Source organism: Amycolatopsis sp. NPDC104587, assembly GCF_055583645.1.
The window spans coordinates 245,390-266,494 of the sequence record NZ_JBVJNO010000003.1; the positions used below are offsets into that span (position 1 = coordinate 245,390).

General features: G+C 72.2%; 22 protein-coding genes. 11 read left to right on the forward strand and 11 right to left on the reverse strand.

Going from position 1 to position 21,105, the window contains the following annotated elements:
• Positions 1-87 precede the first annotated feature (87 nt).
• Both ACZ61C_RS09230 and ACZ61C_RS09235 read right to left on the reverse strand, forming a co-directional pair.
• Positions 88-648 carry a DUF305 domain-containing protein gene (locus ACZ61C_RS09230; RefSeq protein WP_465304640.1) on the reverse strand — a complete coding sequence of 187 codons (561 nt, stop codon included), beginning with the start codon at positions 646-648 and terminating at the stop codon, positions 88-90.
• Positions 645-1,577, reverse strand: coding sequence for a DUF1996 domain-containing protein (locus ACZ61C_RS09235; RefSeq protein WP_465304642.1), 933 nt, complete (start codon positions 1,575-1,577; stop codon positions 645-647). The genes ACZ61C_RS09230 and ACZ61C_RS09235 overlap by 4 nt, the downstream gene beginning before the upstream one ends.
• Positions 1,578-1,795: 218 nt before the next feature.
• On the opposite strand from ACZ61C_RS09235, the gene ACZ61C_RS09240 reads away from it, so the two are divergent.
• Positions 1,796-3,928: a discoidin domain-containing protein gene (locus ACZ61C_RS09240; RefSeq protein WP_465304644.1), complete on the forward strand. Its 2,133-nt coding sequence runs from the start codon at positions 1,796-1,798 to the stop codon at positions 3,926-3,928.
• Between the two features lie 187 nt (positions 3,929-4,115).
• On the opposite strand, the gene ACZ61C_RS09245 is transcribed toward ACZ61C_RS09240, so the two are convergent.
• Positions 4,116-4,463, reverse strand: a complete 348-nt coding sequence (locus ACZ61C_RS09245) for a VOC family protein (RefSeq protein ID WP_465304646.1) — start codon at positions 4,461-4,463, stop codon at positions 4,116-4,118.
• A gap of 106 nt (positions 4,464-4,569) precedes the next feature.
• Between ACZ61C_RS09245 and ACZ61C_RS09250 the strand changes: the two genes are divergently transcribed.
• Positions 4,570-5,373: a helix-turn-helix transcriptional regulator gene (locus tag ACZ61C_RS09250; protein ID WP_465304648.1), complete on the forward strand. Its 804-nt coding sequence runs from the start codon at positions 4,570-4,572 to the stop codon at positions 5,371-5,373.
• Positions 5,374-5,603: 230 nt separating this feature from the next.
• Here the strand turns inward: ACZ61C_RS09250 and ACZ61C_RS09255 are convergent, their stop codons facing one another.
• Positions 5,604-5,885 carry a hypothetical protein gene (locus ACZ61C_RS09255; RefSeq protein ID WP_465304650.1) on the reverse strand — a complete coding sequence of 94 codons (282 nt, stop codon included), beginning with the start codon at positions 5,883-5,885 and terminating at the stop codon, positions 5,604-5,606.
• A gap of 46 nt (positions 5,886-5,931) precedes the next feature.
• On the opposite strand from ACZ61C_RS09255, the gene ACZ61C_RS09260 reads away from it, so the two are divergent.
• The 4 genes from ACZ61C_RS09260 (at position 5,932) to ACZ61C_RS09275 (ending at position 8,792) form a co-directional block, all read left to right on the forward strand.
• Positions 5,932-6,459: a hypothetical protein gene (locus tag ACZ61C_RS09260; protein WP_465304652.1), complete on the forward strand. Its 528-nt coding sequence runs from the start codon at positions 5,932-5,934 to the stop codon at positions 6,457-6,459.
• A gap of 211 nt (positions 6,460-6,670) precedes the next feature.
• Positions 6,671-7,105: an XRE family transcriptional regulator gene (locus ACZ61C_RS09265; RefSeq protein WP_465304654.1), complete on the forward strand. Its 435-nt coding sequence runs from the start codon at positions 6,671-6,673 to the stop codon at positions 7,103-7,105.
• A 31-nt stretch (positions 7,106-7,136) separates the two neighbouring features.
• On the forward strand, positions 7,137-7,712 hold the full coding sequence (locus tag ACZ61C_RS09270) for a hypothetical protein (RefSeq protein ID WP_465304656.1): 576 nt from the start codon (positions 7,137-7,139) through the stop codon (positions 7,710-7,712).
• 9 nt (positions 7,713-7,721) lie between these two features.
• Positions 7,722-8,792, forward strand: coding sequence for a hypothetical protein (locus ACZ61C_RS09275; protein ID WP_465304658.1), 1,071 nt, complete (start codon positions 7,722-7,724; stop codon positions 8,790-8,792).
• Positions 8,793-8,798: 6 nt separating this feature from the next.
• On the opposite strand, the gene ACZ61C_RS09280 is transcribed toward ACZ61C_RS09275, so the two are convergent.
• The gene (locus ACZ61C_RS09280) at positions 8,799-9,305 is read right to left on the reverse strand and encodes a 2'-5' RNA ligase family protein (RefSeq protein WP_465304660.1); all 507 of its coding nucleotides are present in this window, start codon (positions 9,303-9,305) and stop codon (positions 8,799-8,801) included.
• Positions 9,306-9,321: 16 nt separating this feature from the next.
• The gene (locus ACZ61C_RS09285; RefSeq protein WP_465304662.1) at positions 9,322-9,741 is read right to left on the reverse strand and encodes a hypothetical protein; all 420 of its coding nucleotides are present in this window, start codon (positions 9,739-9,741) and stop codon (positions 9,322-9,324) included.
• A gap of 155 nt (positions 9,742-9,896) precedes the next feature.
• Here ACZ61C_RS09285 and dinB point away from each other — a divergent pair, with 155 nt between their 5' ends.
• Positions 9,897-11,087 carry a DNA polymerase IV gene (dinB, locus tag ACZ61C_RS09290; protein ID WP_465304664.1) on the forward strand — a complete coding sequence of 397 codons (1,191 nt, stop codon included), beginning with the start codon at positions 9,897-9,899 and terminating at the stop codon, positions 11,085-11,087.
• 12 nt (positions 11,088-11,099) lie between these two features.
• Here dinB and ACZ61C_RS09295 read toward each other — a convergent pair whose 3' ends face one another.
• Positions 11,100-11,993, reverse strand: a complete 894-nt coding sequence (locus ACZ61C_RS09295; protein ID WP_465304666.1) for a class I SAM-dependent methyltransferase — start codon at positions 11,991-11,993, stop codon at positions 11,100-11,102.
• Positions 11,994-12,211: 218 nt separating this feature from the next.
• On the opposite strand from ACZ61C_RS09295, the gene ACZ61C_RS09300 reads away from it, so the two are divergent.
• The 3 genes from ACZ61C_RS09300 to fdhD all read left to right on the forward strand — a co-directional run bounded on the left by ACZ61C_RS09300 (position 12,212) and on the right by fdhD (position 15,752).
• On the forward strand, positions 12,212-12,622 hold the full coding sequence (locus tag ACZ61C_RS09300) for a histone-like nucleoid-structuring protein Lsr2 (RefSeq protein ID WP_465304668.1): 411 nt from the start codon (positions 12,212-12,214) through the stop codon (positions 12,620-12,622).
• Positions 12,623-13,606: 984 nt separating this feature from the next.
• The gene (locus ACZ61C_RS09305; RefSeq protein ID WP_465304670.1) at positions 13,607-14,917 is read left to right on the forward strand and encodes an OFA family MFS transporter; all 1,311 of its coding nucleotides are present in this window, start codon (positions 13,607-13,609) and stop codon (positions 14,915-14,917) included.
• Between the two features lies 1 nt (position 14,918).
• The gene (fdhD, locus tag ACZ61C_RS09310; RefSeq protein ID WP_465304672.1) at positions 14,919-15,752 is read left to right on the forward strand and encodes a formate dehydrogenase accessory sulfurtransferase FdhD; all 834 of its coding nucleotides are present in this window, start codon (positions 14,919-14,921) and stop codon (positions 15,750-15,752) included.
• Here the strand turns inward: fdhD and ACZ61C_RS09315 are convergent.
• From ACZ61C_RS09315 to sucC, 4 genes are read right to left on the reverse strand one after another with little or no spacing between them, the layout of a single operon-like run.
• Positions 15,740-16,843: a LysR family transcriptional regulator gene (locus ACZ61C_RS09315; RefSeq protein WP_465304674.1), complete on the reverse strand. Its 1,104-nt coding sequence runs from the start codon at positions 16,841-16,843 to the stop codon at positions 15,740-15,742. The two genes, fdhD and ACZ61C_RS09315, sit on opposite strands and share 13 nt — an antisense overlap.
• Positions 16,843-17,049 carry a hypothetical protein gene (locus ACZ61C_RS09320; RefSeq protein WP_465304676.1) on the reverse strand — a complete coding sequence of 69 codons (207 nt, stop codon included), beginning with the start codon at positions 17,047-17,049 and terminating at the stop codon, positions 16,843-16,845. The genes ACZ61C_RS09315 and ACZ61C_RS09320 overlap by 1 nt, the downstream gene beginning before the upstream one ends.
• A complete protein-coding gene (gene sucD, locus ACZ61C_RS09325; protein WP_465304678.1) occupies positions 17,049-17,930 on the reverse strand; it encodes a succinate--CoA ligase subunit alpha in 882 nt (293 codons plus the stop codon). The genes ACZ61C_RS09320 and sucD overlap by 1 nt, the downstream gene beginning before the upstream one ends.
• A gap of 3 nt (positions 17,931-17,933) precedes the next feature.
• Positions 17,934-19,079 (reverse strand): ADP-forming succinate--CoA ligase subunit beta, encoded by a 1,146-nt coding sequence (gene sucC / locus ACZ61C_RS09330; RefSeq protein ID WP_465304680.1) that lies wholly within the window; start codon positions 19,077-19,079, stop codon positions 17,934-17,936.
• A 286-nt stretch (positions 19,080-19,365) separates the two neighbouring features.
• On the opposite strand from sucC, the gene ACZ61C_RS09335 reads away from it, so the two are divergent.
• Complete coding sequence (locus ACZ61C_RS09335; protein WP_465304682.1) at positions 19,366-21,102, forward strand: thiamine pyrophosphate-binding protein; 1,737 nt, start codon at positions 19,366-19,368, stop codon at positions 21,100-21,102.
• The last annotated feature ends 3 nt before the right edge of the window (positions 21,103-21,105 follow it).

A 21,105-nucleotide genomic window follows, 5' to 3' on the forward strand; every position in this document is an offset into this window, starting at 1 on the left:
TCGGGGCCGTTTCGGAGGCGGCCCCGACGGCCCCTCCCGTTGCCGTGAATGACTCATTCATGGCGTCAGGCGTCATGAATGAGTCATTCACTGCGTTCCGGCGGGGACGACCTTCACCAGCACCTGCTCCTGGCGGGCCCCTTCGGCGCCGACCTCCTCGGCCAGTTCCCGGGTCCGGGCGTCCCCGCCCGAGGTCTGCTCACCCCGGGCCAGCACCACCAGCTGCGCGGCGTGCGCTCGCAGCAGCGCGACCAGCCGCTGGTCGAACTCCGTGCCCCGGCCCGTCCGCAACGCGACCAGGTCGGCCGGGGTCACCATCCCCGGCATCCGGTGTCCACTGTGGACGTCGGTTGCCGGGAGCCCGGCCCGGTCGCGGGCCGCGCGCAGCCGTCCCAGCAGCTTCTCCTGGGGCGCCACGACCGAACCGGCCGCGTCCCGGACCACGGCGCTCGACGCGTGGTCCGGGGCGAGCCGGGCGGCCGTCACGGCGTTCTCCGTCATCGGCACCACCAGTTCCAGCCAGGCGATGTCGGTCGGGTTGAACCCCGGCGCGGAGACCGGGGCGGTGGCGGGCGCGGCGGGGCCGGTGGTGGCGCACCCGCCCATGGTCAGCGCCACCACCACCGCCCCCAGGGCCCGCCGGATCACGGCCGGCCGGGCAGCCGGTAGTTCGGGCCCAGCACGGTCCCGCGATCGGGCTTGTACAGGTCGAACCCGCGCGGGTCGCACTGCAGCCCGCCGTTGATGCAGTGCGTGACCAGCGCGGCGAGGGTCGGCGGGTCCCACGCGTTGAAGAAGTCGTAGTGCCACGAATACCCGCGCCCGCTGGCCAGGTGGACCCCGGACATGTCCCCGCTGACCGGGAACGCGATCTTGAACTCGAGCATCGGCACGGCCACCGGGTGGTCGGCCGGGCACGTCAGCGTCGCCCGGTCCGGGTACGCCATGTGGCTCTTGTGGTCGGCCGAGTCCAGGTGGACGCCGTCCCAGCAGCTCGGCGCCTGGTAGCGGATGTTGAGCTGGCTGCCGGGGACGCACTGCACCGGGACGTCCCAGTTGTGGAAGCTGTCCCCGCACTCCCAGCCCTCGATGGCGCCGGGCGCGTGCTGGAACTCGTCCTGGGTCGCCGTCACGCTGCCGGCGACGTACCGCAGGCCGGGCGGGAACGGCACGACCTTCGTGTAGTCGAGGATGCCGGACTTGTAGTAGACGACCTGCGCGAAGTTCGGCAGCACCACCTGGTTCCCGTTGTAGACGGTCGGGAACCAGTACGCCGACAGGTCGTCCGGCGCGAGGCACGTCGTGTTGCCGACGCCGGAGTTCTGCAGCGACTGCAGCGTCGTGGCCGCGTTGGTGGTCTTGTTGCCGATGAACGTGTGGTCGTGCGACGCGCCGGGCAGCCCGGGAAAGACGATCGGGTCGTCCGGCTGGTGGTGGCTGGGGGAGCAGTTGACCTGGAACTCGTGGTGCGTGACCAGGTCGTCGGCTCCGGCGGGCGACCAGGTGGCCGCGGTCAGGAAGGCGCCTGCCAGCACGGTGGCGGCGGTGCAGGCGAGGAGCGCGGCTTTCGATACCAAGGGTCCTCCACGGTGAGGGTGCCTGGGGAATGGGAGAGCGCTCTCCAAGAGCATGCGCACCGAGCCGCCGCCGTGTCAAGGATCAACCACATCCGGGCGATGACAGCGACTGTCCGATTCCCGGCGGAACCTTGACAACGTGGGCGGCCGTGCCGAACCATCGGTCGCGCCGGAGAGCGCTCTCCAACCTCCGTCCCCTTGTCGTACGGGAGATCACCGTGGACCGACCGTCGCTCCTCCGTGCCGTTCCGGCGCTGGTGGCCCTGCTCCTGCTGGGTCTGCTCGCCGGCCCGTCCCCGGCGCACGCCGCGACCGTGCTTTCCCAAGGCAGACCCGCGACCGCGTCGAGCAGCGAAGGCGCGGGCACCCCGGCGGCCTCGGCGGTCGACGGCAACGCCGGCACGCGCTGGGCGAGCGCCTGGAGCGACCCGCAGTGGCTGCAGGTCGACCTCGGCGCGGCTGCCGACATCAGCCAGGTCACCCTGAACTGGGAGGCCGCCTACGCGACTGCATACGAAATCCAGGTTTCGGACAATGCGGCCACTTGGCAGACTGTATACAGCACGACCACCGCGACCGGCGGCGTCCAGACCCTCGCCGTCACGGGTCATGGCCGGTACGTGCGCTTCTACGGCACCCACCGCGTCGGCGGCTACGGCTACTCGCTCTGGGAGTTCCAGGTCAGCGGCACCCCGGGCACACCCACGCAGGACGGCCCCGGCGTCACGCGGGTGACCGGCGGCCAGGGGAACTGGCAGCTGACGGTCGACGGGACACCGTGGACCGTCAAGGGCCTCACCTGGGGACCGCCGGTGAGCGAAGCGGCCACGCGGATGCCCGAACTGCATTCGATCGGCGTCAACACCGTGCGCACCTGGGGCACCGACGCGTCCAGCCAGCCGCTCTTCGACGCGGCCGCGGCCAACGGCATCAAGGTGGTCGCAGGTTTCTGGCTGCAGCCCGGCGGCGGTCCCGGCAGCGGCGGCTGCGTCGACTACACCACCGACACGAACTACAAGAACACGATGCTGGCCGAGATCCAGAAGTGGGTGAGCATCTACAAGGCGAACCCCGGCGTGCTCATGTGGAACGTCGGCAACGAGTCGATCCTCGGCATGCAGAACTGCTACTCCGGCACGATGCTGGAGCAGAACCGGATCGCCTACACGCGGTTCGTCGACCAGGCGGCGCAGGCCATCCACGCGATCGACACGAACCACCCGGTTACCTCGACCGACGCCTGGACCGGCGCCTGGCCGTACTACAAGGCGTACGCGCCGAACCTCGACCTCTACTCGGTGAACTCCTACGCCCAGGTGTGCCAGGTCAAGCAGGACTGGCTCAACGGCGGTTACACGAAGCCGTACATCATCACCGAGACCGGCCCGGCCGGCGAGTGGGAGGTCCCGAACGACGGCAACGGCGTCCCCGCCGAGCCGACCGACCAGCAGAAGCGCGACGGGTACGTCAACGCTTGGAACTGCGTGCTGGCCCACCCCGGCGTGGCGCTCGGCGCGACGCTCTTCCACTACGGCACCGAAGGCGACTTCGGCGGCGTCTGGTTCAACATCACCACGGGCAACGAGAAGCGGCTCTCCTGGTACGCCGTCCGCCGGATCTACAGTGGACAGACCGGTGGCAACACCCCGCCGGTGATCTCCTCGATGAACCTCAGCCGCAGCGCCGACGTCCCGGCCGGCTCGACGTTCACCTTGACCGCGGCGGTGTCCGATCCGGACGGTGACCCGATCACCTACACGATGGGCTACAACAGCAAGTACATCAACAACGCCGGCGGCCTGATCCCCGCGCAGTTCACCGGGAACGGGACGTTCACCGTCACCGCGCCGCAGCAGCTGGGCGTCTGGAAGATCTACCTCTACGCCCGCGACGGCCACGGCAACGTCGGCATCGAGACGCGCTCGCTGCGGGTCGTCGCGCCGCCGGTGCCGGGCACGAACCTGGCCCGCGGCGCCGCGACCACGGCCTCGACCTACCAGGCCGACGGCCCGGGCGCGCCCTACCCGCCGCAGGCCGCGACCGACGGCAACCTCGCCACGCGCTGGGCGAGCGCGTGGAGCGACCCGCAGTGGCTGCAGGTCGACCTCGGCAGCAGGCAGGCCTTCACCCACGTGCAGCTGGTCTGGGAGTCGGCGTTCGGCAAGGCGTACGAGATCCAGGTCAGCGACGACGCGGTGAACTGGCGGCCGGTCTACGGCACGACGTCCGGTGACGGCGGCGCCGACGACCTCGCGATCTCGGCGACGGCGCGGTATGTCCGGGTGAACGCGACACAGCGGGGCACGGCCTACGGTTACTCGCTGTACGAGTTCGGCGTCTACCGAGGCTGACCGGAGTGGGGGGGGGGGGGGGGGGGGGGGGGGAAGGGGGGAGGAAGGGGGGGGGGGGGGGGGGGGGCTCCCTAGCGGATAGGAGCAACCCCCCGCCCCCCCCCCTCCCCCCCCCCCCCCCCCCCCCCCCCCCCCCCCACACCCCCCCCCCCCCCCCCCCCCCCCCCCCCCCCCCCCCACCACCGGGTCAGCCCGGGATGAGGCAGAAGAGGTGCCCTTCCGGATCGGCGAGCACCACCCAGTCCTCGCCACCGGGCTGGAACTCGGGCCTGGTCGCGCCGAGCGCCTCGAACTCCTCGACGGCGCCGCGGAGGTCACCGACCTTGAAGTCGAGGTGCGCGTGCTTCGCGGCGTCCGGCCAGCCCGGGCCGCGGTAACCGGCGATGCGCTGGAAGCCGAGCCCGACCGGGCCGCCGAGCTGGACGGTCTCGTCGTCCTGGTAGGTGACCTCCCAGCCGAGTGCCTTCGCGTAGAAGGCGGCGAGGGCCGCGGGGTCGGCGCAGTCGAGGACGAGCGTGGTGAGTTCTGCGGGCATGGGGTGACTCCTTTCCTCGTGCGGCAGCCTGCCCGCGGCGCCGAGCCGGGTCTTGAAGATCCTTGCGGGCCGGAAACTGTCGTACCCCGGGCGTAGCGTCCGGTCCGTGCTGGACGCCGTCGAAGTCGTGGCCCGACCCGGGTACACCGTCAGCGTGGTGCGCTGCGCCGACGACCACCGGGGCTGGTCGCCGCCCGAGGTGGCGGACGGCCGCCGGCTGGTGCTCGTGCGCCGCGGCCGGTTCCGGCGCCGCGTGCGCGGGATCGTCGCGGACGCCGACCCGACGCTGGCGTACTTGGCCACTACCGGCGACGAAGAATCCTTCGCGCACCCGGCGGGCGGCGACGTCTGCACGTCGGTGACGTTCGGCGCGCGGCTGTGGGAGCGCCTCGCGGCCGACCGGCCGGTCCGCCCGGCGGTGTACGTCGACGGCGCGTTGGAGCTGGCCCACCGGCGGGCGGTCGCCGCGGTCCCCGACCCGGACTATGCGCTGGCGGAACAGCTTCTGGTCTTGGTGGGCGGCGCGATCGAGCGCGCGGGGGCCAGGCCGGTGCCGGCGGGTGCGTTGGTGGCGAAGGCCCGCGAAGCGATCTTGACCGGCCACCCGGCGGCGGCCGGGCTGTTCCCGCTGACGGAGCTGCTCGGGGTGTCGCCGTACCGGCTGAGCCGGGCGTTCCCGCGCGAACTGGGGGTGTCGCTCACGCACTACCGCAACCGGGTCCGCGTCAGCCGGGCTCTCGAGCGCCTTGAGGCGGGGGAGCGGCGGCTGGCGGTCCTGGCGGCGGACCTGGGCTTCGCCGACCAGGCCCATCTGACACGGACGGTTCGCGAGCACGCCGGAGCGACCCCCGCGGTGCTGCGGCGGTTGCTCGCCGGGGGAGGAGGCCGCGCGATCCCGGCGGTGGGGTGAGTTGTGCGGGGCTAGGCCGTGGGCGGGCGGCCTGCGGTCGCACTTGCACACAGTCCCCGCCCGGCTACGCGAAAACCCTTGAGCGGACGGCTTTTCTGCCGTACCCGACCTGGTCCCAGGCGAACTACGGTCGCCGGTGTGCCGGAGACCGGCGTCCTCCCGTTGTCCCGGGCGCGGCGATGGACCTGGGTCCTCGTCGCGGTCGCGCTCGCCTTTGCCGCTTTGGACGGCTACGGCGTCACCGTCGCGCCGGAGCGGCCGTTCTTCTGGATCGGCCTCGCCCTCGACCTCCTCGTCGCCGTCGTCGCCTGGCTGCTGGGCCGGACGCGGTCGCCTTCGAGCAGTCCATTCTCCCGTACGCCGACATCACCGAGATCCGGCGCGGCGCGGTGTCGGCCAAGCCGTTCCGGCTCGCCTTCTGGCTGCCGACCTCCCTGCTGGGCGGCTTGGTCGTCGCGCTCCGGCCGGCCGGCGACTTCGACCGTGAGGTCGTCGAGCTCGGCACCGTCCACGGCCGGATGCGGACCCGCTGGCGCGACCACCGGTCCGCGGACGCCTTTGTCACCGCCGTCGGCGAGAACCGGCCGGACCTCGAAGTCGGCCACGGCGTGGTTCCCCAGACCTTCGCCCGGGACTACTCACCCCGGCTCGGCGTCGGCGGCGGGTTCCTCGCGTTCGGGCTCGGGATCTGGCTGTTCTTCGGCGCCTGGTTCGGGCTGCAGCTGCTGGACCAGTGGCCCGTTCCCGCCGGCAGCCACGTCGGCCACGATCCACGACCTGACCGCCCACCTCGAGGGCTTCGCGCCGCTGCCGGACGTCGCCCGCGACTTCACCGAATGGCCGTGCGACCGCACCGACGACCTGATCCTCGGCCCCGACCCGGCCGCCGCAGATCTGCACCTGAAGCTGGAAAGCCGGACGCTGCCGGAAACCCAGGCCGGCCCGGACGGGCTCGACTTCGAAGTGGACATCCCCGAAGACGACGATCTCCACGTCGAGTTCTCCACCGGCTGCGTCACCAGTGACGCGGTGCCGGGCCTGCGCGACGACCTCACCAAACTGGCCGCGGGCATGGGAGTCCGCTGAGCCGGAGGGGCGCGGCGGGCACGGGGCTAGGCGCGTGGCCACCCCCAGCGACCACGTGAGTCACCCCGCGGCCGCCTGCGCCACCCCGGGTCTTCTGTCCTGTTTACGAAACACCGGACGGGAGTATCGTAGTCTTTCCGGGACAGGGTGTGTCAAGTTTTCAGGACAGTTAGACTGGGGAGTGTCACGTTTCATGGTTGAAGGTGGTGTGGTGAGCGACGAGCGCAGTTTCGCCGACCGGCTGGCGCACTTGATCGCGACTGTGCACCCGCCGGACCGCAAGCCCTACTCCTACCGGGAGATCGCGCACGGCGTCGCCGAGCAGACGGGCGTCACGATGTCGGCGACCCACGTCCAGCAGCTCGCCGTCGGCGCGCGCAAGGACCCCAAGCGCTCCCACATCCAGGCGCTCGCCCAGTTCTTCGGCGTGCCGGTCACGTACTTCTTCGACGACGACGTCGCCGGGCAGGTCGACCAGCAGGTCGAGGACGTCGTGGCCTGGCGTGACGACGAAGCGCGCAACCTCGCCCAGCGGGCCATGCAGCTCTCGCCGCGCGACCGCGAGACCGTGACGGCGCTACTCGACCAGCTGGCCACCTACGACGGCACGCGGCGCCGCGAAGGCCGGCGTCGGAAGCCCGAGTGAGCCTGGCCGGTCGGCTACCATGATCCCGTCGGTGAGCGCGCCCCGGTGCACCCGGCTGGCGCCCGAGCGGGGAGGCCCCATCAACGAGCGCGGTCTGACGGACGTGCGTGCGGCCGCACGCGAGCGGGTGCGGACCGTGCTCGCCGCCGTCCCGCTGCCGCGGCCGTGGTCGATGAACGCCTGGGTCGACGGCCTCGAAGCCTGGCGCGGGCGCGAGATCGACCTCGTGCCGGTCGAGTACCGGCCCGGCCGGCCGTCCGGGGCGTGGCAGGTCCGCCCGGACTACGACCTGATCGCCTACACCGAGCACACGTCGGCGCTGCACCAGGACCACATCATCGCCCACGAGCTCGCCCACCTGCTGTGCGCGCACACCGGCACCTGCCTGATGTCGGAGTCGGAGGCCGCCGAGCTCGCCCCGGACCTGGCCCCGCAGGCGCTCTCGCACCTGCTCACCCGCGTCACGAGCGGCACCGACGAGTACGAGGCCGAGCTGATCGCCGTCCTGCTGATGAGCGCGGCGACGAGCGGACCGCCCGCCGTCCCGCCCGGCGCGTCCGGCCGGGCGGCGGACCAGGCCCGGCGGCTCGCGGCACTGCTGGGATAGTCACCTCCCGTGATCGACATTCTGTTCCTCGGGGTCGGGGTCTTCGCGCTCGCGATCGGCATTTGGCGGGCGGTCCGCGCGCGGCGCACCGGCGCGGGCGCCGGCCTGGCCATCTCGCTCCTCGCGCTCGGGGCGGCGTTCTGCTTCCTGTCCAACCGCGCGCAGCTGGTGGAAAGCGAGATCTACCCGAGCCTCGGGCGGCTGCTGTCGAACCTCGCGACGATGGTCGCCGCGTACGGCATCGGCCTGACGGTCGCGGAGATCAGCGGCACCCGCGACCGCGGCCGGCGCACCCGGCTCGTCACCCTCGGCGTGGCGCTGGCGGTGCTCGTCGTGACGTTCTTCAGCGCGTCCGACCTGCCGCGCGGCATCGGCGTGTTCGACGAGCTGTACCGCACACACCCGACCCTGGTGGTCTACGTCTTCGCCTACACCGTCTACCTGGGGTTCGCCGTCCTGGACATCGGGGTGGTGGCCGCGGTGACGGTCCGCGCGAGCGGCGGCGCGCTGCGCGCCGGGCTGGCGTTGCTGCTGCTGGCGTCGGCGTTCGCGGTCGCCTACCTGGCCGGGAAGGTCGTCGCGACGATCCAGGCGCTGCAGGCCGACCATCCGGTGAAAGCGTTGTGCCGCGGGCCGTTCTCGACCCTGCCGTGCACGCTCGACGTCGGTTTCCCGGCGGTTTCGGTGCTGCTGATCGTGCTGGGCCTGACGATCCCGTCGATCCCCGGCCTGGCGGCAGGCCGCCGTGACGCGCGGACCCTCCGGCTGCTGCGGCCGCTGCGGACGCACCTGACCCGGCGGTTCCCGGAGATCGTCCGGATCGACCCGGGCGGGCCGTCCCGCCGCGAACGGCTGCTGACGGCGATGAGCGAGACGAACGACGGGCTGATCCTCGCCGGCGTGACCCCGGAGCTGTCCGCGCCGGCCGCGGCCCGGCTGGTGCGCGACCTCCCGGACGAGCCGGGCGAGGAAGAGCCGCCCGCCGCCGGGACGGAACCGTTCGCCGCGGACGTCGCGCGGCTGCGGGCGATCGCGCGTGCGTACCGGAAGCTGGACGGCGCGCCGGCCATGGCCCGCTGAGCTCCGTCAGCCGCCGAACGGCACTTCCAGCCGCGGTTCCCAGCCGTTTTCGGTGAGCGCCACCAGGTGCAGCGCCTCGGCCCTGGCGTCGAGCGGCAGCAGCGGCCGCACTTCGGTGGTGACCCGCTCGAGGTCGCCGTCGCCCATGGCCACCGTCAGGTGCGCGTCCGGGCGCGGCCCGAACCGGCCGCCGTAGGGCAGGACGTCGGGCCACCGCGCGCACACCGCGTCGGTGATCGGCTGGAGGGCGGGGGTGGCGATCGCCGCGAACCGGGGTGTCGTCACCAAGTCGGCGAGCCGCACGTCGGTGCACGGGAGTTCCGCTGCGACCGCGCGGACGGCGGTGAACACGTCTTCGGTCAGCGCGGCGTCCGGCAGGAACGGGTAGAGCGCAGTCACGTGCGCGGGCACCCCAGGACGGACCAGGGCGGGGTCGACCCGGCGGGCCGCGGTCAGCACGGGTTCGGCGGCGGGCAGCAGGATCAGCAGTGCGGTGGTTCCGGGTTCGGGCACCTCCGCATCATGGCAGTCAGGCGACGGCGCTCTCCGGGAACCGGCTCGAGCGCGCCAGGGCCAGGCTGCGCCGGCACAGCTCGACGAGCTCCCGGTTGGCGCGGCTGAGCGGGCTGCGGCCGCAGAGTCCGCAGTGGATGGTCACGTCGCCGGTCAGCTCGTCCACCGCGACCAGCGCCTGGTGGTCGCAGCGGCGGCACCAGCGGTAGCCGATCGCCGGGTTGGTGTGCACCGGGGACGACACGCAGTCGTGCAGCCAGCGGTGGTGCGTGCGGCAGGTGACGCGGTCGGTCGGGTCGAGGACACCGGCGTCTTCCGCCCGGTCTTCGCGGGCCAGCGTCGCGGCCAGCAGCGGCCGGCGCGTCGCGGCCGGCCGGTCCGCCGGGCTGGGGCCGGTCCACGCGTGGTGGTCGCCGCAGTGGCACTTGTCGGTCATTTCGCCCCCAGGGTCGGGTGGTTCGATGGCTTCGAGTGTGGGCGCGGTCACGCGGAGGTGACAACCGGGAAAACGCTCAGTTTCGGCCAGCGGCACGCCGGCCGCGGCGGACGGATGAGCGGACTTCGGCCGGGGTTTGTGCGAACATATGTTCTATGACCGACGAGGGGCCCATCCTGCACGCCGACCTCGACTCGTTCTACGCGTCGGTCGAGCAGCGCGACGATCCGGCGCTCAAAGGACGGCCCGTCATCGTCGGCGGCGGGGTCGTCCTGGCCGCGAGTTACGAGGCCAAGGCCTACGGCGTGCGCACCGCGATGGGCGGCGCGCAAGCCCGCCGGCTGTGCCCGCACGCGGTGGTCGTGCCCCCGCGGATGTCGGCGTACCTGGCCGCGAGCCGGGCGGTGTTCGAGGTCTTCCACGACACCACGCCGTGGGTGGAAGGCCTTTCCATCGACGAAGCGTTCCTCGACGTCGGAGGGTTGACCAGGATCGGCGGACGGCCGAGCCGCATCGCCGAACGGCTGCGCGCCGCCGTCGCCGAGCGGGCCGGGCTGCCGATCACCGTCGGGGTGGCCCGCACCAAGTTCCTCGCCAAGGTCGCGAGCCGGGTGGCCAAGCCGGACGGCCTGCTGGTCGTCCCGCACGACGGGGAGCTGGCGTTCCTGCACCCGCTGCCGGTCTCGGCCCTGTGGGGTGTCGGGAAGGTGACGACGGAGAAGCTGCACGCGCGGGGGATCCGGACGGTCGGCGAGCTGGCGACGTCCGAACAGGTCGACCTCATCGGCATGCTCGGCCGGGCGTCGGGCGGGCACCTGCACGACCTGGCGCACAACCGCGACCCGCGTCGCGTCGAGACGGGGCGGCGGCGCCGGTCGATCGGCTCCCAGCGGGCCCTCGGGCGCGGCCGGCGGACCCCGGCCGAGCTCGACGTCGTCCTGGTGGCGCTGATCGACCGGATCGCCCGCCGGCTGCGCGCGGCGCACCGCGTCTGCCGGACGGTGACGCTCCGCCTGCGGTTCGCCGACTTCACCCGCGCCACGCGCTCGCAGACGCTGCCCGAGGCGACCGCCGGCACCGGGGTGCTGCTCACCGCGGCGCGCGACCTGCTCGTCGCGGCGCTGCCGCTGATCGCCGACCGCGGGATCACGTTGCTGGGAGCGTCGTTTTCGAACCTGGCCGACGACGACCCGTTCCAGCTGTCCCTGCCGTTCGAGCGGCAGCGGGCGACCGAGCTCGACACCGCGCTGGACGCGGTGCGGGACCGCTTCGGGAAGACGGCGGTCACCCGGGCGGTGCTGCTCGGCCGTCCGGACGACTTCGAAGTGCCGATGCTGCCCGATTGACGGCGAACGCGGTCAGCGTCCGCCGATTCCGGGGCGCGCGGGAATGCGCGCGTGGGCCAGCGCGGAAAGCGCGGCGGGCCGCAGCGCGTCGGCGCGGTTCCACAGCGCCGGGTCGACGCTGCCGCGCTGTCCGGTCAGTTCGACGACTTCGAATCCGGCGTCGCCCAGGAGTGCGGCCATGGCGGCGGGGGAGAGGAAGGTGCGCCACGGCTCGCCCTGTTCGGCCGCCATCGGCGCGACGGCTTCGGCGTAGGCGTTTCCGGCCGCGTCGCGCAGTTCCGGGGGCAGCAGGTGGTCGGTCACGATTTCCGATCCCGGTGCGAAACCGCCGAGATCCGTCAATGTGGCGAGAATCGCCTTCCGTGTCAGGTACATGGTGACACCGAGCCAGCTGACGAACACGGGGCGGAACGGGTCGAGTCCACTCTGGACGAGCCGTTCCCGGAGCGAATCGGCTTCGAAGTCGACCGGGACGAAGCTGACCGACGCCGGCTCGGCGATCCCGGCGGCGGCGAGCAGTTCCCGTTTGACGGCCTGGGTCGCCGGGTGGTCGGCCTCGAACACGCGGAATCGTCCCCGCGGGTCCCGATAGGCGAACGAATCGAGCCCGGCTCCCAGAATCACATACTGGTCTATACCGGAATTGGCGGCCGCGAGCCGCTCTTCGGTGAACCGGCTCCGGCACGTCGCCTGGGCGCGGGCGCCGGCGAGGACGGGATGAGTGCCGTGAAGCCGGTGATATGCCAGGAGTTGCTCGGCATGGCCGCCGAGCAGACGGGCGGCGAGGGTGTCGGAGAAGAGGGCCGGCGGCGCGTCGACCAGCAAATGTGCCGCTCGCGCCGCGGCGGCGGTGAAGGCGGTGCGGCTGGCACCGGGAGCAATACCGGGAAAGTCGGCGGTCGTCATGCCGTCACGGTACCGATTTGATTTCAAGCATATCACAAAAACAAATATTCGACAAGATCGCGCGCATTTCGGCTCGGTTGCGGTCACCCTGGACCCGGGCGACCCGCTCGCCCGGGCGGCCATTGTGGACGCTTCACGGGTGTCGCGCGTGCCGGACGTGATTCGACAGGTTAGGGTCTGTCCGACCGTGTTCTGGAGAAGATGAGGAACGACCAACCATGGCGCAACGGGTGCACGTCGAGATGGTGGACGATCTCGACGGAAGTGACGCTTCGCAGACCGTCCCCTTCAGCCTCGACGGGGTGCAGTACGAGATCGACCTGTCCGAAGACAACGCTTCCGCGCTGCGCGACGAGCTGGCCCGCTACGTCGGCGCCGCGCGCCGCATCGGCGGCCGCAAGGTCCGCCTCGCCACCGGGCAGTCGCTGTCCGGCACGTCGAGCTCGAGCACCGACCGCGAGCGCAACCGCCAGATCCGCGAATGGGCGCAGGCCAACGGCTACGAGGTCGCCGAGCGAGGCCGACTCTCCAGCGAGATCATCGCGGGCTTCGAGGCGGACCAGGCGGCAGTGGCCGAGCCGGCCGAGGCCAAGCCGGCGCGCAAGCGCGCAACCCGCAAGAAGTCCTGACCCAGAACTGTTGCCGCGCAAGAGAGGCCGGCCCGGCGCGACCGGACTCCCGGTCCGCCCGGCCGGATCCCGCCGGCCGGGGGACGGCCGTTGCGATGGATGGCCCTTGGCGCGATTCCTGCTGTCGGGGTAAGACTCGCGGCTGCCGGGGTCGGGTTGCTTCGGGTGGTTCGTGCACTTGGGGGAGTGGCGCGTGAGTTCCGCGCGTGAGTGGTCCCGCGCTCTCGGCTTGAACCCGTGCCGCGCCGCTGCGGCGCGTGAGTTCCGCGCTTGAAGTGATACCGCGTCTCGCGGTGATTCGTGTCAGGCAGTCGGCGTGCGGCCTGGAGCTGCCTTTGCGAGCGCCGAGTCCAGGCGGGCGGCTCTGTCGCCGCCGTGGTGGGTTGTTTTGCGGGTGAAGTGAAACCGCGCGGCACGCCCGGCACCGCGCCGGGCCATCGGCGCGGAGCGGACTTTCGTGGCCTGCGATCCGTGCCGCCGTGCAAGAGCCTCCCGTGATCGCCGTTTCGAAGCGTTCGAAAGCAGAGGCCGGTGATCACCAGCCGAGTCCGGAAGATCTCACCGGATGTCGCTGCGGCGCGTGAAGATCCGCCTTCCCGTCCTCGCTGACCCGGCGACGATCTTTTGTCGACTCTCCGGCGTCGACCGTCGCGGGGCGTGACCGTTTTCGCTGGTGCGTCCCCTGTGGTCACAACCGTCTCCGCCGCACGGTCCGCAACCGGACATTTGCCGGGCGGCAAAAGCTTGTCGGAGGGTGGCTCCGATGGCCAGACTGTCAGGTGCTCCGCGCGGCCGGTACCGCGCCGGAGCACCGGCCCGGTGGCCGCCTCCTCCCTCGATGGCCACCGGGCCGCCTTCCCCTCCGAAGCGAGCCGCCCGCGCGGCCGTTCGGGCATTTCTGTAGACAATCGACCACGACGAGCGCACACTCAGACTACTCCATACTGCATACAATCGTCAGTACGGTCTGAGGAGGCGGTCGTCATGACCGAGGTCCGCGAGCTCCGGGACGTCTACGGACGGCACTACCGCGTCGGGGAGTCCGACCGGGAGCTGCTCGGCCGGCCGCGGACGTGGGTCACCTGGCTGGCCGCGGCGGCCATGCTCGCCGCCGGGGTGCAGCAGTACGGCTTCGGCGCGATCGTCCCGGCGCTGAGCAAGGCGCACGGCTGGACGTTCGGCGGCATCACCGCGTCCCTCGCCGTCTGGGCGATCTGCCAGGCGGGAACCGCTTTCCCCGCGGCATGGCTGCGCGAACTCGGCGTGCTCCCGGCGCCCGCCGCGATGGCCGCGGGCGCGGTGCTGTGCGCCGCGGGCCTGGTGACGCTCGGCCACGCGGACAGCCTGCTCGTCGTGTTCCTCGGGTACTCCGTGCTCGGCGGCCTCGGCACCGGCCTGGTCTACGCGACGTGCGTCGGCGCGGTGCTCGCGTGGTTCCCCGACCGCACCGGCCCCCGCGCCGGCATCGTGAGCGGCGCTTTCGCCTACGGCAGCGTGCCTTTCGTCGTCCTCGCCGCCGCGCTGCCGGCCGCGCGTCCGGTGCTGCTGGACGGCACCGCCGCCGTGGTGCTCGTCGTGATCGCCGGGTGCGCCGCGCTCCTGCGGTACCCGCCGCGGAACTGGTGGCCCGCGACGCCCGAGCCGCGCACCTGGGCCCTGGACCGCGCGCACAACCGGCGGCCCGCGGTCCGGCACTACCGGCCGGCGGAACTGTTCCGCTGCGGGACGACCCTCGCGCTGTACCTCGTGGTCGTGCTCGCCGCCGCGGTGCTGCTGTTCGACCTCGCCTACCTCGCGACGTTCGTCGCCGAGCGCAGCGGGCCCGGGCTCGCCGCGGCCGCGCTGGCCTTGCTCGCGGCGGCCACCGGCAGCGGCCGGGTGCTCATCGGCCGGCTCGCCGACCGGCTCGGCCGGCACCGCATCCTGCGGTTCGCCTTGCTCGCGGGCGGGATCGCGCAGTTCGTGCTCTTCTACTCCGGCGAGCACCGCCACGCCGTCGGACTGCTCCTCGGCGTCGCGCTCGCCGGGCTCGGCAACGGCTGCTGCTACACACTCCTGGTCGGCCTGGTGCGCGAGTACTTCGGCGAAGAGTCGGCCGCGCAGAACTTCGGGATACTGTATTCCGCCAAGGCCGTCGGCGCGATCGTCGGCATCGGGCTCGCGGCGGTGGTCGTCACCTCGCACGGGTTCCTCGGCGCGTTCGCCGCGGCCGGCGTGCTGAGCCTGGCCGGTGCGGTGCTGTCCGGGCGGCTGACCCAGCCGGGCCGGCCCAAGTCGCTGCTGCCGGCGGCCTGACGTGGGGCGCATGACCAGCCGGAGCCGGGTGGTGCGCGTCCACGACGGCGCGCACACCACGCGTCCGGACACGCTGACCGTCGAGGAGCCGCTCGAGATCCGGGTCGCCGGGAAAGCGCTGTCCATCACGATGCGCACGCCGGGCGACGACTTCGACCTGGCGGCCGGTTTCCTCGTCGGCGAAGGCGTGGTGCGCGCGGCGACGGACATCCATTCGATCCGCTACTGCGCCGGGGCCACCGCAGACGGTGGCAACACCTACAACGTGCTCGACGTCGTGCTCGCGGCCGGCGTCGCGCTGCCGGACGCGTCGGTGGAGCGCAACTTCTACACGACGTCCTCCTGTGGCCTGTGCGGCAAGGCGAGCCTGGACGCCGTGCGCACGACGGTCACCTGGCCGGTCGACGCGGACCCCTTCGCGACCGACCCGGCGACGCTGTCCGGGCTGCCGGACGAGCTCCGCGCGGCCCAACGGGTCTTCGACCGCACGGGCGGCCTCCACGCGGCGGGACTGTTCGACGCCGACGGGAAGCTGCTGTGCCTGCGCGAGGACGTCGGGCGGCACAACGCGGTGGACAAGGTGGTCGGCTGGGCGACCCGCGACGGCAAGCTCCCCCTCTCGGGGACGGCGCTGATGGTCAGCGGGCGCGCGTCGTTCGAGCTGGTGCAGAAGGCGGTGATGGCCGGGATTCCTTTGCTGGCAGCGGTTTCCGCGCCGTCGTCGCTGGCGGTGGACCTGGCCGCCGAGCTCGGGCTGACGCTGGTGGGCTTCCTGCGCGGCACATCGATGAATGTATACAGCCGACCGGACCGCCTGGGTCTTCAGCCGAGCTGAGCGACGACGGCGGCCACAGCGGGGGAGAGGCCGACCCGATGCAAGGCGGCCAGCTGCCACACCGGCGGCTGCGCGAACCGCCGGACGGTGAGATCCGGAAACCGCGCGGCGGTGGAAGCGGGCAGCACACAGGCGGCAAGCCCGGCCCGCACCAGCCCGGCGGAGACGGCGGGATCGTCGACTTCGAGCGCGACCCGCCGGTCGGGAAACGCGCGGTCGACGGCTTCGCGGATCGCCCAGCCCGGCGGGAAGTCCACGAGGGACAGTCCGGACAGATCCGCGGGGGCGGACCGCGATCCGCCGGGGGCGGTGGCGAGGACCAGTTCCTCGCGGGAGAGCGCAGTGGTGGCAAGGTCGGGGGCGGTGCCGTTGGCGAGGGGTACGGCAGGCTCGCGGTTTGCTCGGCCGGGTGTGGCCTCGGGTTCGGGAGTTGCTGCTGTGGCGTTCCCGGATGTCGTGATGCTGTTGGCAAGGGGTACGGCACGCTCGCGGTTTGCCCGGCCGGGTGTGGCTTCGGGCTTGAGAGTTGCCGCTGCGGCGGTCCCGGACTCCAAACAGGCGGCTTCCGCGGCAAACCTGCGGCTCGCAATGCCGCCCGGCGCGGCCACCGAGTCGCCGAGGCGAGCGCCATCGACGGGTCCAGCCTCGGCCACCACACCATCCACCGCCGTCAGCACCAAGTCCACTGTGGACTCCACCAACTCCCGCCGCCCCTCCACGCAACCCACGTGCCGAACCTCCACCACCAGCCCCGGATGCGCGTTCCGCACCGCCACCAACATCCGCGCCCAATCCACGAGCAACCCCGGGCACACCCCCACCCGCACCGTCCCACCCACCGGCGACACGGCCGCCCGAGCTCGATCCGCTGCCTCCAGGGCCGCCCGCGCGGCGGGCACGAAAGCCTCGCCGGCGGGCGTCAAGACCACTCGATGCGTCGTTCGATGGAACAACGCCGTGCCCAGATCGCGCTCCAGGGCCCGGACCACTGTGGATACTGTCGACTGGACCGTCCGCAACCGGTGGGCGGCCGCCGTGAAGCCGCCCTCCTCGGCGACCGCCACCACCACCGCCAGCTGCCTCAGGTCCATCACGGCACCTCGGCCGGCTCGCCGGTCCGCTCGGACAGCACGAACCCCCGCACCGCCTGCGTGTGCGGCAGGAACGGCGACGCCCGCAGCCGGGCGATGCACTGGCGGACGTCCTGGGCCGCCTTCAACCCCAGCAGCGCGTAGACGCTGATCCGCGCGTCCATGCACGCCAGCACCGCCGGCTTCAGCCGCGGGTCCGCGGACATCAGCCGAGCACCTCGCGCACCAGCGCCGCCGTCTCGCTCGGGGTCCTGCCGACGCGGATGCCGGCCGCCTCCAGCGCCGCCTTCTTCGCCGACGCCGTGCCCGACGAGCCGGAGACGATCGCGCCCGCGTGGCCCATCGTCTTGCCCTCCGGCGCGGTGAACCCGGCGACGTACCCGACGACCGGCTTCGACACGTTGGCCCGCACGAACTCCGCCGCCCGCTCTTCGGCGTCGCCGCCGATCTCGCCGATCAGCACGATCAGGTCCGTCTCCGGGTCCTTTTCGAACGCCTCCACCGCGTCGATGTGCGTCGTCCCGATGATCGGGTCGCCGCCGATCCCGACACACGTCGAGAAGCCGATGTCCCGCAGCTCGTGCATGAGCTGGTAGGTCAGCGTGCCGGACTTCGACACCAGGCCGATCCGCCCCGGCCCGGTGATGTCGGCGGGGATGATCCCGGCGTTGGACCGGCCCGGCGAGATGACGCCCGGGCAGTTCGGCCCGATGATCCGGGTGCGCCCGCCCGCGGCGACGGCGTGCGCCCACAGCCGCGCGGTGTCGTGCACCGGCACGCCTTCGGTGATCACCACGGCGAGCCCGATGCCCGCGTCCACCGCTTCGATCACGGCGTCGGCGACGAACGGCGGCGGCACGAACAGCACGCAGACGTCGGCGCCGGCCGCCGTGACCGACTCCGCGACGCTGCCGAACACCGGCAGCTCCGCGGCGCCGATCTCCACCCGCTGCCCGGCTTTGCGCGGGTTGACCCCGCCGACGACGTTCGTCCCGGCGTCGAGCATCCGCCGCGTGTGCTTGGCGCCCTCGGAGCCGGTCATGCCGGAGACGACGATCCGGCTGGTCTCGTCCAGGAAGATGGCCACGGCTCAGACCTCCGCGATCGCGAGCTTCGCCGCCTCGCGGGCGGCGTCGTCCATGGTGGCCACCACGGTGACCAGGGGGTGGGCGGCGTCGGCGAGGATCCGCCTGCCTTCGGTGACGTTGTTGCCGTCGAGCCGGACGACCAGGGGCTTGCCGGCGCGGGAGCCCAGGACGTCCAGCGCCCGCACGATCCCGGTCGCGACGGCGTCGCACGCGGTGATGCCACCGAACACGTTGACGAACACACTGCGCACCTGCGGGTCGCCGAGGATCACCGTCAGCCCGGCGACCATCACCTCGGCCGAGGCTCCGCCGCCGATGTCGAGGAAGTTCGCCGGCCCGCGCGCGCCGGCTTCCGCGGCGGCCGCCGCGACGACGTCCAAAGTGGACATGACCAGGCCGGCGCCGTTGCCGATCACCCCGATGTCCCCGTCGAGCTTGACGTAGTTGAGGCCCTTCGCCCGCGCCTCCCGTTCGAGGGGGTGGCCCTCCTGGGTGTCGTCGAACGTCGAAACGCGGCGGAAGGCAGCGTTGTCGTCCAGGGTGATCTTCCCGTCGAGCGCGACGATCCCGGTCGACGTGCTCGCCAGCGGGTTCACCTCGACCAGCGTGCAGTCCTCGGCGACGAACACCGCCCACAGCTTTTCCACGACCCCCGCGACCTCGGCCCGGACGTCGGCGGGGAAGGCCGCGGCGACGGCCGCCGCGTCGACCCCGGCGAGCGAGTCGACCGGGACCCGGCGCAGCGCCTCGGGCCGGGTGGCCGCGACCTCCTCGATGTCCATGCCGCCCTCGACCGACGCCATCGCGAGAAAGGTGCGCCTGGCGCGGTCGAGCAGGAAGGAGACGTAGTACTCCGCGGCGATCTCGCCGGCTTCGGTGACCAGCACGCGGTGCACGGTGTGGCCCTTGATGTCCATGCCGAGGATGTCGTCGGCGGCCTGCTCGGCGTCGTCGGCTGTATGCACTACCCGGACACCGCCGGCCTTGCCGCGCCCGCCCGTCTTCACCTGGGCCTTCACCACGACCGGGCCGCCGAGGGAAGCGGCCGCGACCCGGGCCGCGGCGGGATCCGCGGCGACCCGGCCGCGGGGGACCGGCACGCCGTGTTTTTCGAAGAGGTCACGGGCTTCGTGTTCGAACAGATCCATGCGGGAGCGTCCTTTCCGCGGCGGGGCAGGGCAAGGAGATCCGCCGTGTCCGGGCACGCGGTGGTGGTCCGCGGGGGCCGGATCGAAGCCCGGGAAAAACCCTGCGGATGGCCCTGGACACGGGCTGCTTGAAGAGTGACTATATGCCTACCCCATACGGTATGCAATCTACAGTCTGCCGCTGAGAGGCCGCTGACCTCGGCGGACAGCGGAGCGGCACCGAGCGGACCGGGAACCGGAGCGCCGGATCGGACCGATCCGGTGGCGGACCAAGAGGAGTTGAGCAATGGCGCTGACAACGACCGGCACGACCGCGGGGGAGAGTGCCCGAGCGACGAACGGCGCCGAGCCCGCGCCGGCCGAGATCTCCGGCGGGCACCTCGTGGCCAAGGCCCTCAAGGCCGAGGGCGTCGACACGATCTTCACCCTGTGCGGCGGGCACATCATCGACATCTACGACGGCTGCGTCGACGAAGGCATCCAGGTCATCGACGTCCGCCACGAGCAGGTTGCGGCCCACGCGGCCGACGGGTACGCGCGGATCACCGGCAAGCCCGGCTGCGCGGTCGTCACCGCCGGTCCCGGCACGACCGACGCCGTCACCGGCGTCGCGAACGCCCTGCGCGCGGAAAGCCCGATGCTGCTCATCGGCGGCCAGGGCGCGCTGACGCAGCACAAGATGGGGTCCCTGCAGGACCTCCCGCACGTGGACATGATGGCGCCGATCACCAAGTTCGCCGCCACCGTGCCGCACACCGCGCGCGTCGCCGACCTCGTCTCGATGGCCTTCCGCGAGGCCTATGCCGGCGCGCCCGGACCGTCGTTCCTGGAGATCCCGCGTGACGTCCTCGACGCGCGCGTTCCGCTCGAGAACGCGCGCATCCCCGAAGCCGGAAGGTATCGGGCGTCCACCCGCAACGCCGGCGACCCCGCCGACATCGAGAAGCTCGCGGACCTGCTGGTGCACGCGAAGAAACCGGCGATCCTGCTGGGCAGCCAGGTCTGGACGACGCGGGCCACCGAGCCGGCGGCCGACCTGGTGCGCACGCTGAACGTCCCGGCGTACATGAACGGCGCCGGCCGCGGCACGCTGCCGCCGGGCGACCCGCACCACTTCCAGCTCTCGCGCCGCTACGCCTTCGACAACGCCGACGTGATCATCATCGTCGGCACCCCGTTCGACTTCCGGATGGGCTACGGCAAGCGGCTGTCGAAGGACGCCACTGTCGTGCAGATCGACCTCGACTACCGCACGGTCGGCAAGAACCGCGACGTCGACCTCGGCATCGTCGGCGACGCGGGCCAGGTGCTGGCCGCGGTGGCCGAGGCGGCGTCCGGACGTGCCGACAACGGCGCCGTCGGCCGCAAGGCGTGGCTCGAGGAGCTGCAGGCCGTCGAGGAGAAGGCGAAGCAGAAGCGGCTGCCGCTGCAGCGCTCCGACGCGAGCCCGATCCACCCGTACCGGCTCGTCCACGAGATCAACGAGTTCCTCACCGAGGACTCCATCTACATCGGCGACGGTGGCGACATCGTCACCTTCTCCGGCCAGGTCGTGCAGCCCAAGTCGCCCGGCCACTGGATGGACCCCGGTCCACTCGGGACACTCGGCGTCGGGATCCCGTTCGTGCTGGCCGCCAAGCACGCCCGCCCGGACAAGGAGGTCGTCGCGCTCTTCGGCGACGGCGCCTTCAGCCTCACCGGCTGGGACTTCGAGACGCTCGTGCGGTTCGACCTGCCGTTCGTCGGGATCGTCGGGAACAACTCGTCGATGAACCAGATCCGCTACGGCCAGGCCGCGAAGTACGGCCTGCCCCGCGAGCGCGTCGGCAACACCCTCGGCGACGTCCGGTACGACGAGTTCGCGCGGATGCTCGGCGGGTACGGCGAAGAGGTCCGCGACCCGGCCGACATCGCGCCGGCGCTGCGGCGCGCCCGGGAGTCGGGCAAGCCGTCGCTGATCAACGTCTGGGTCGACCCCGACGTGTACGCCCCCGGAACCATGAACCAGACCATGTACAAGTGAGCG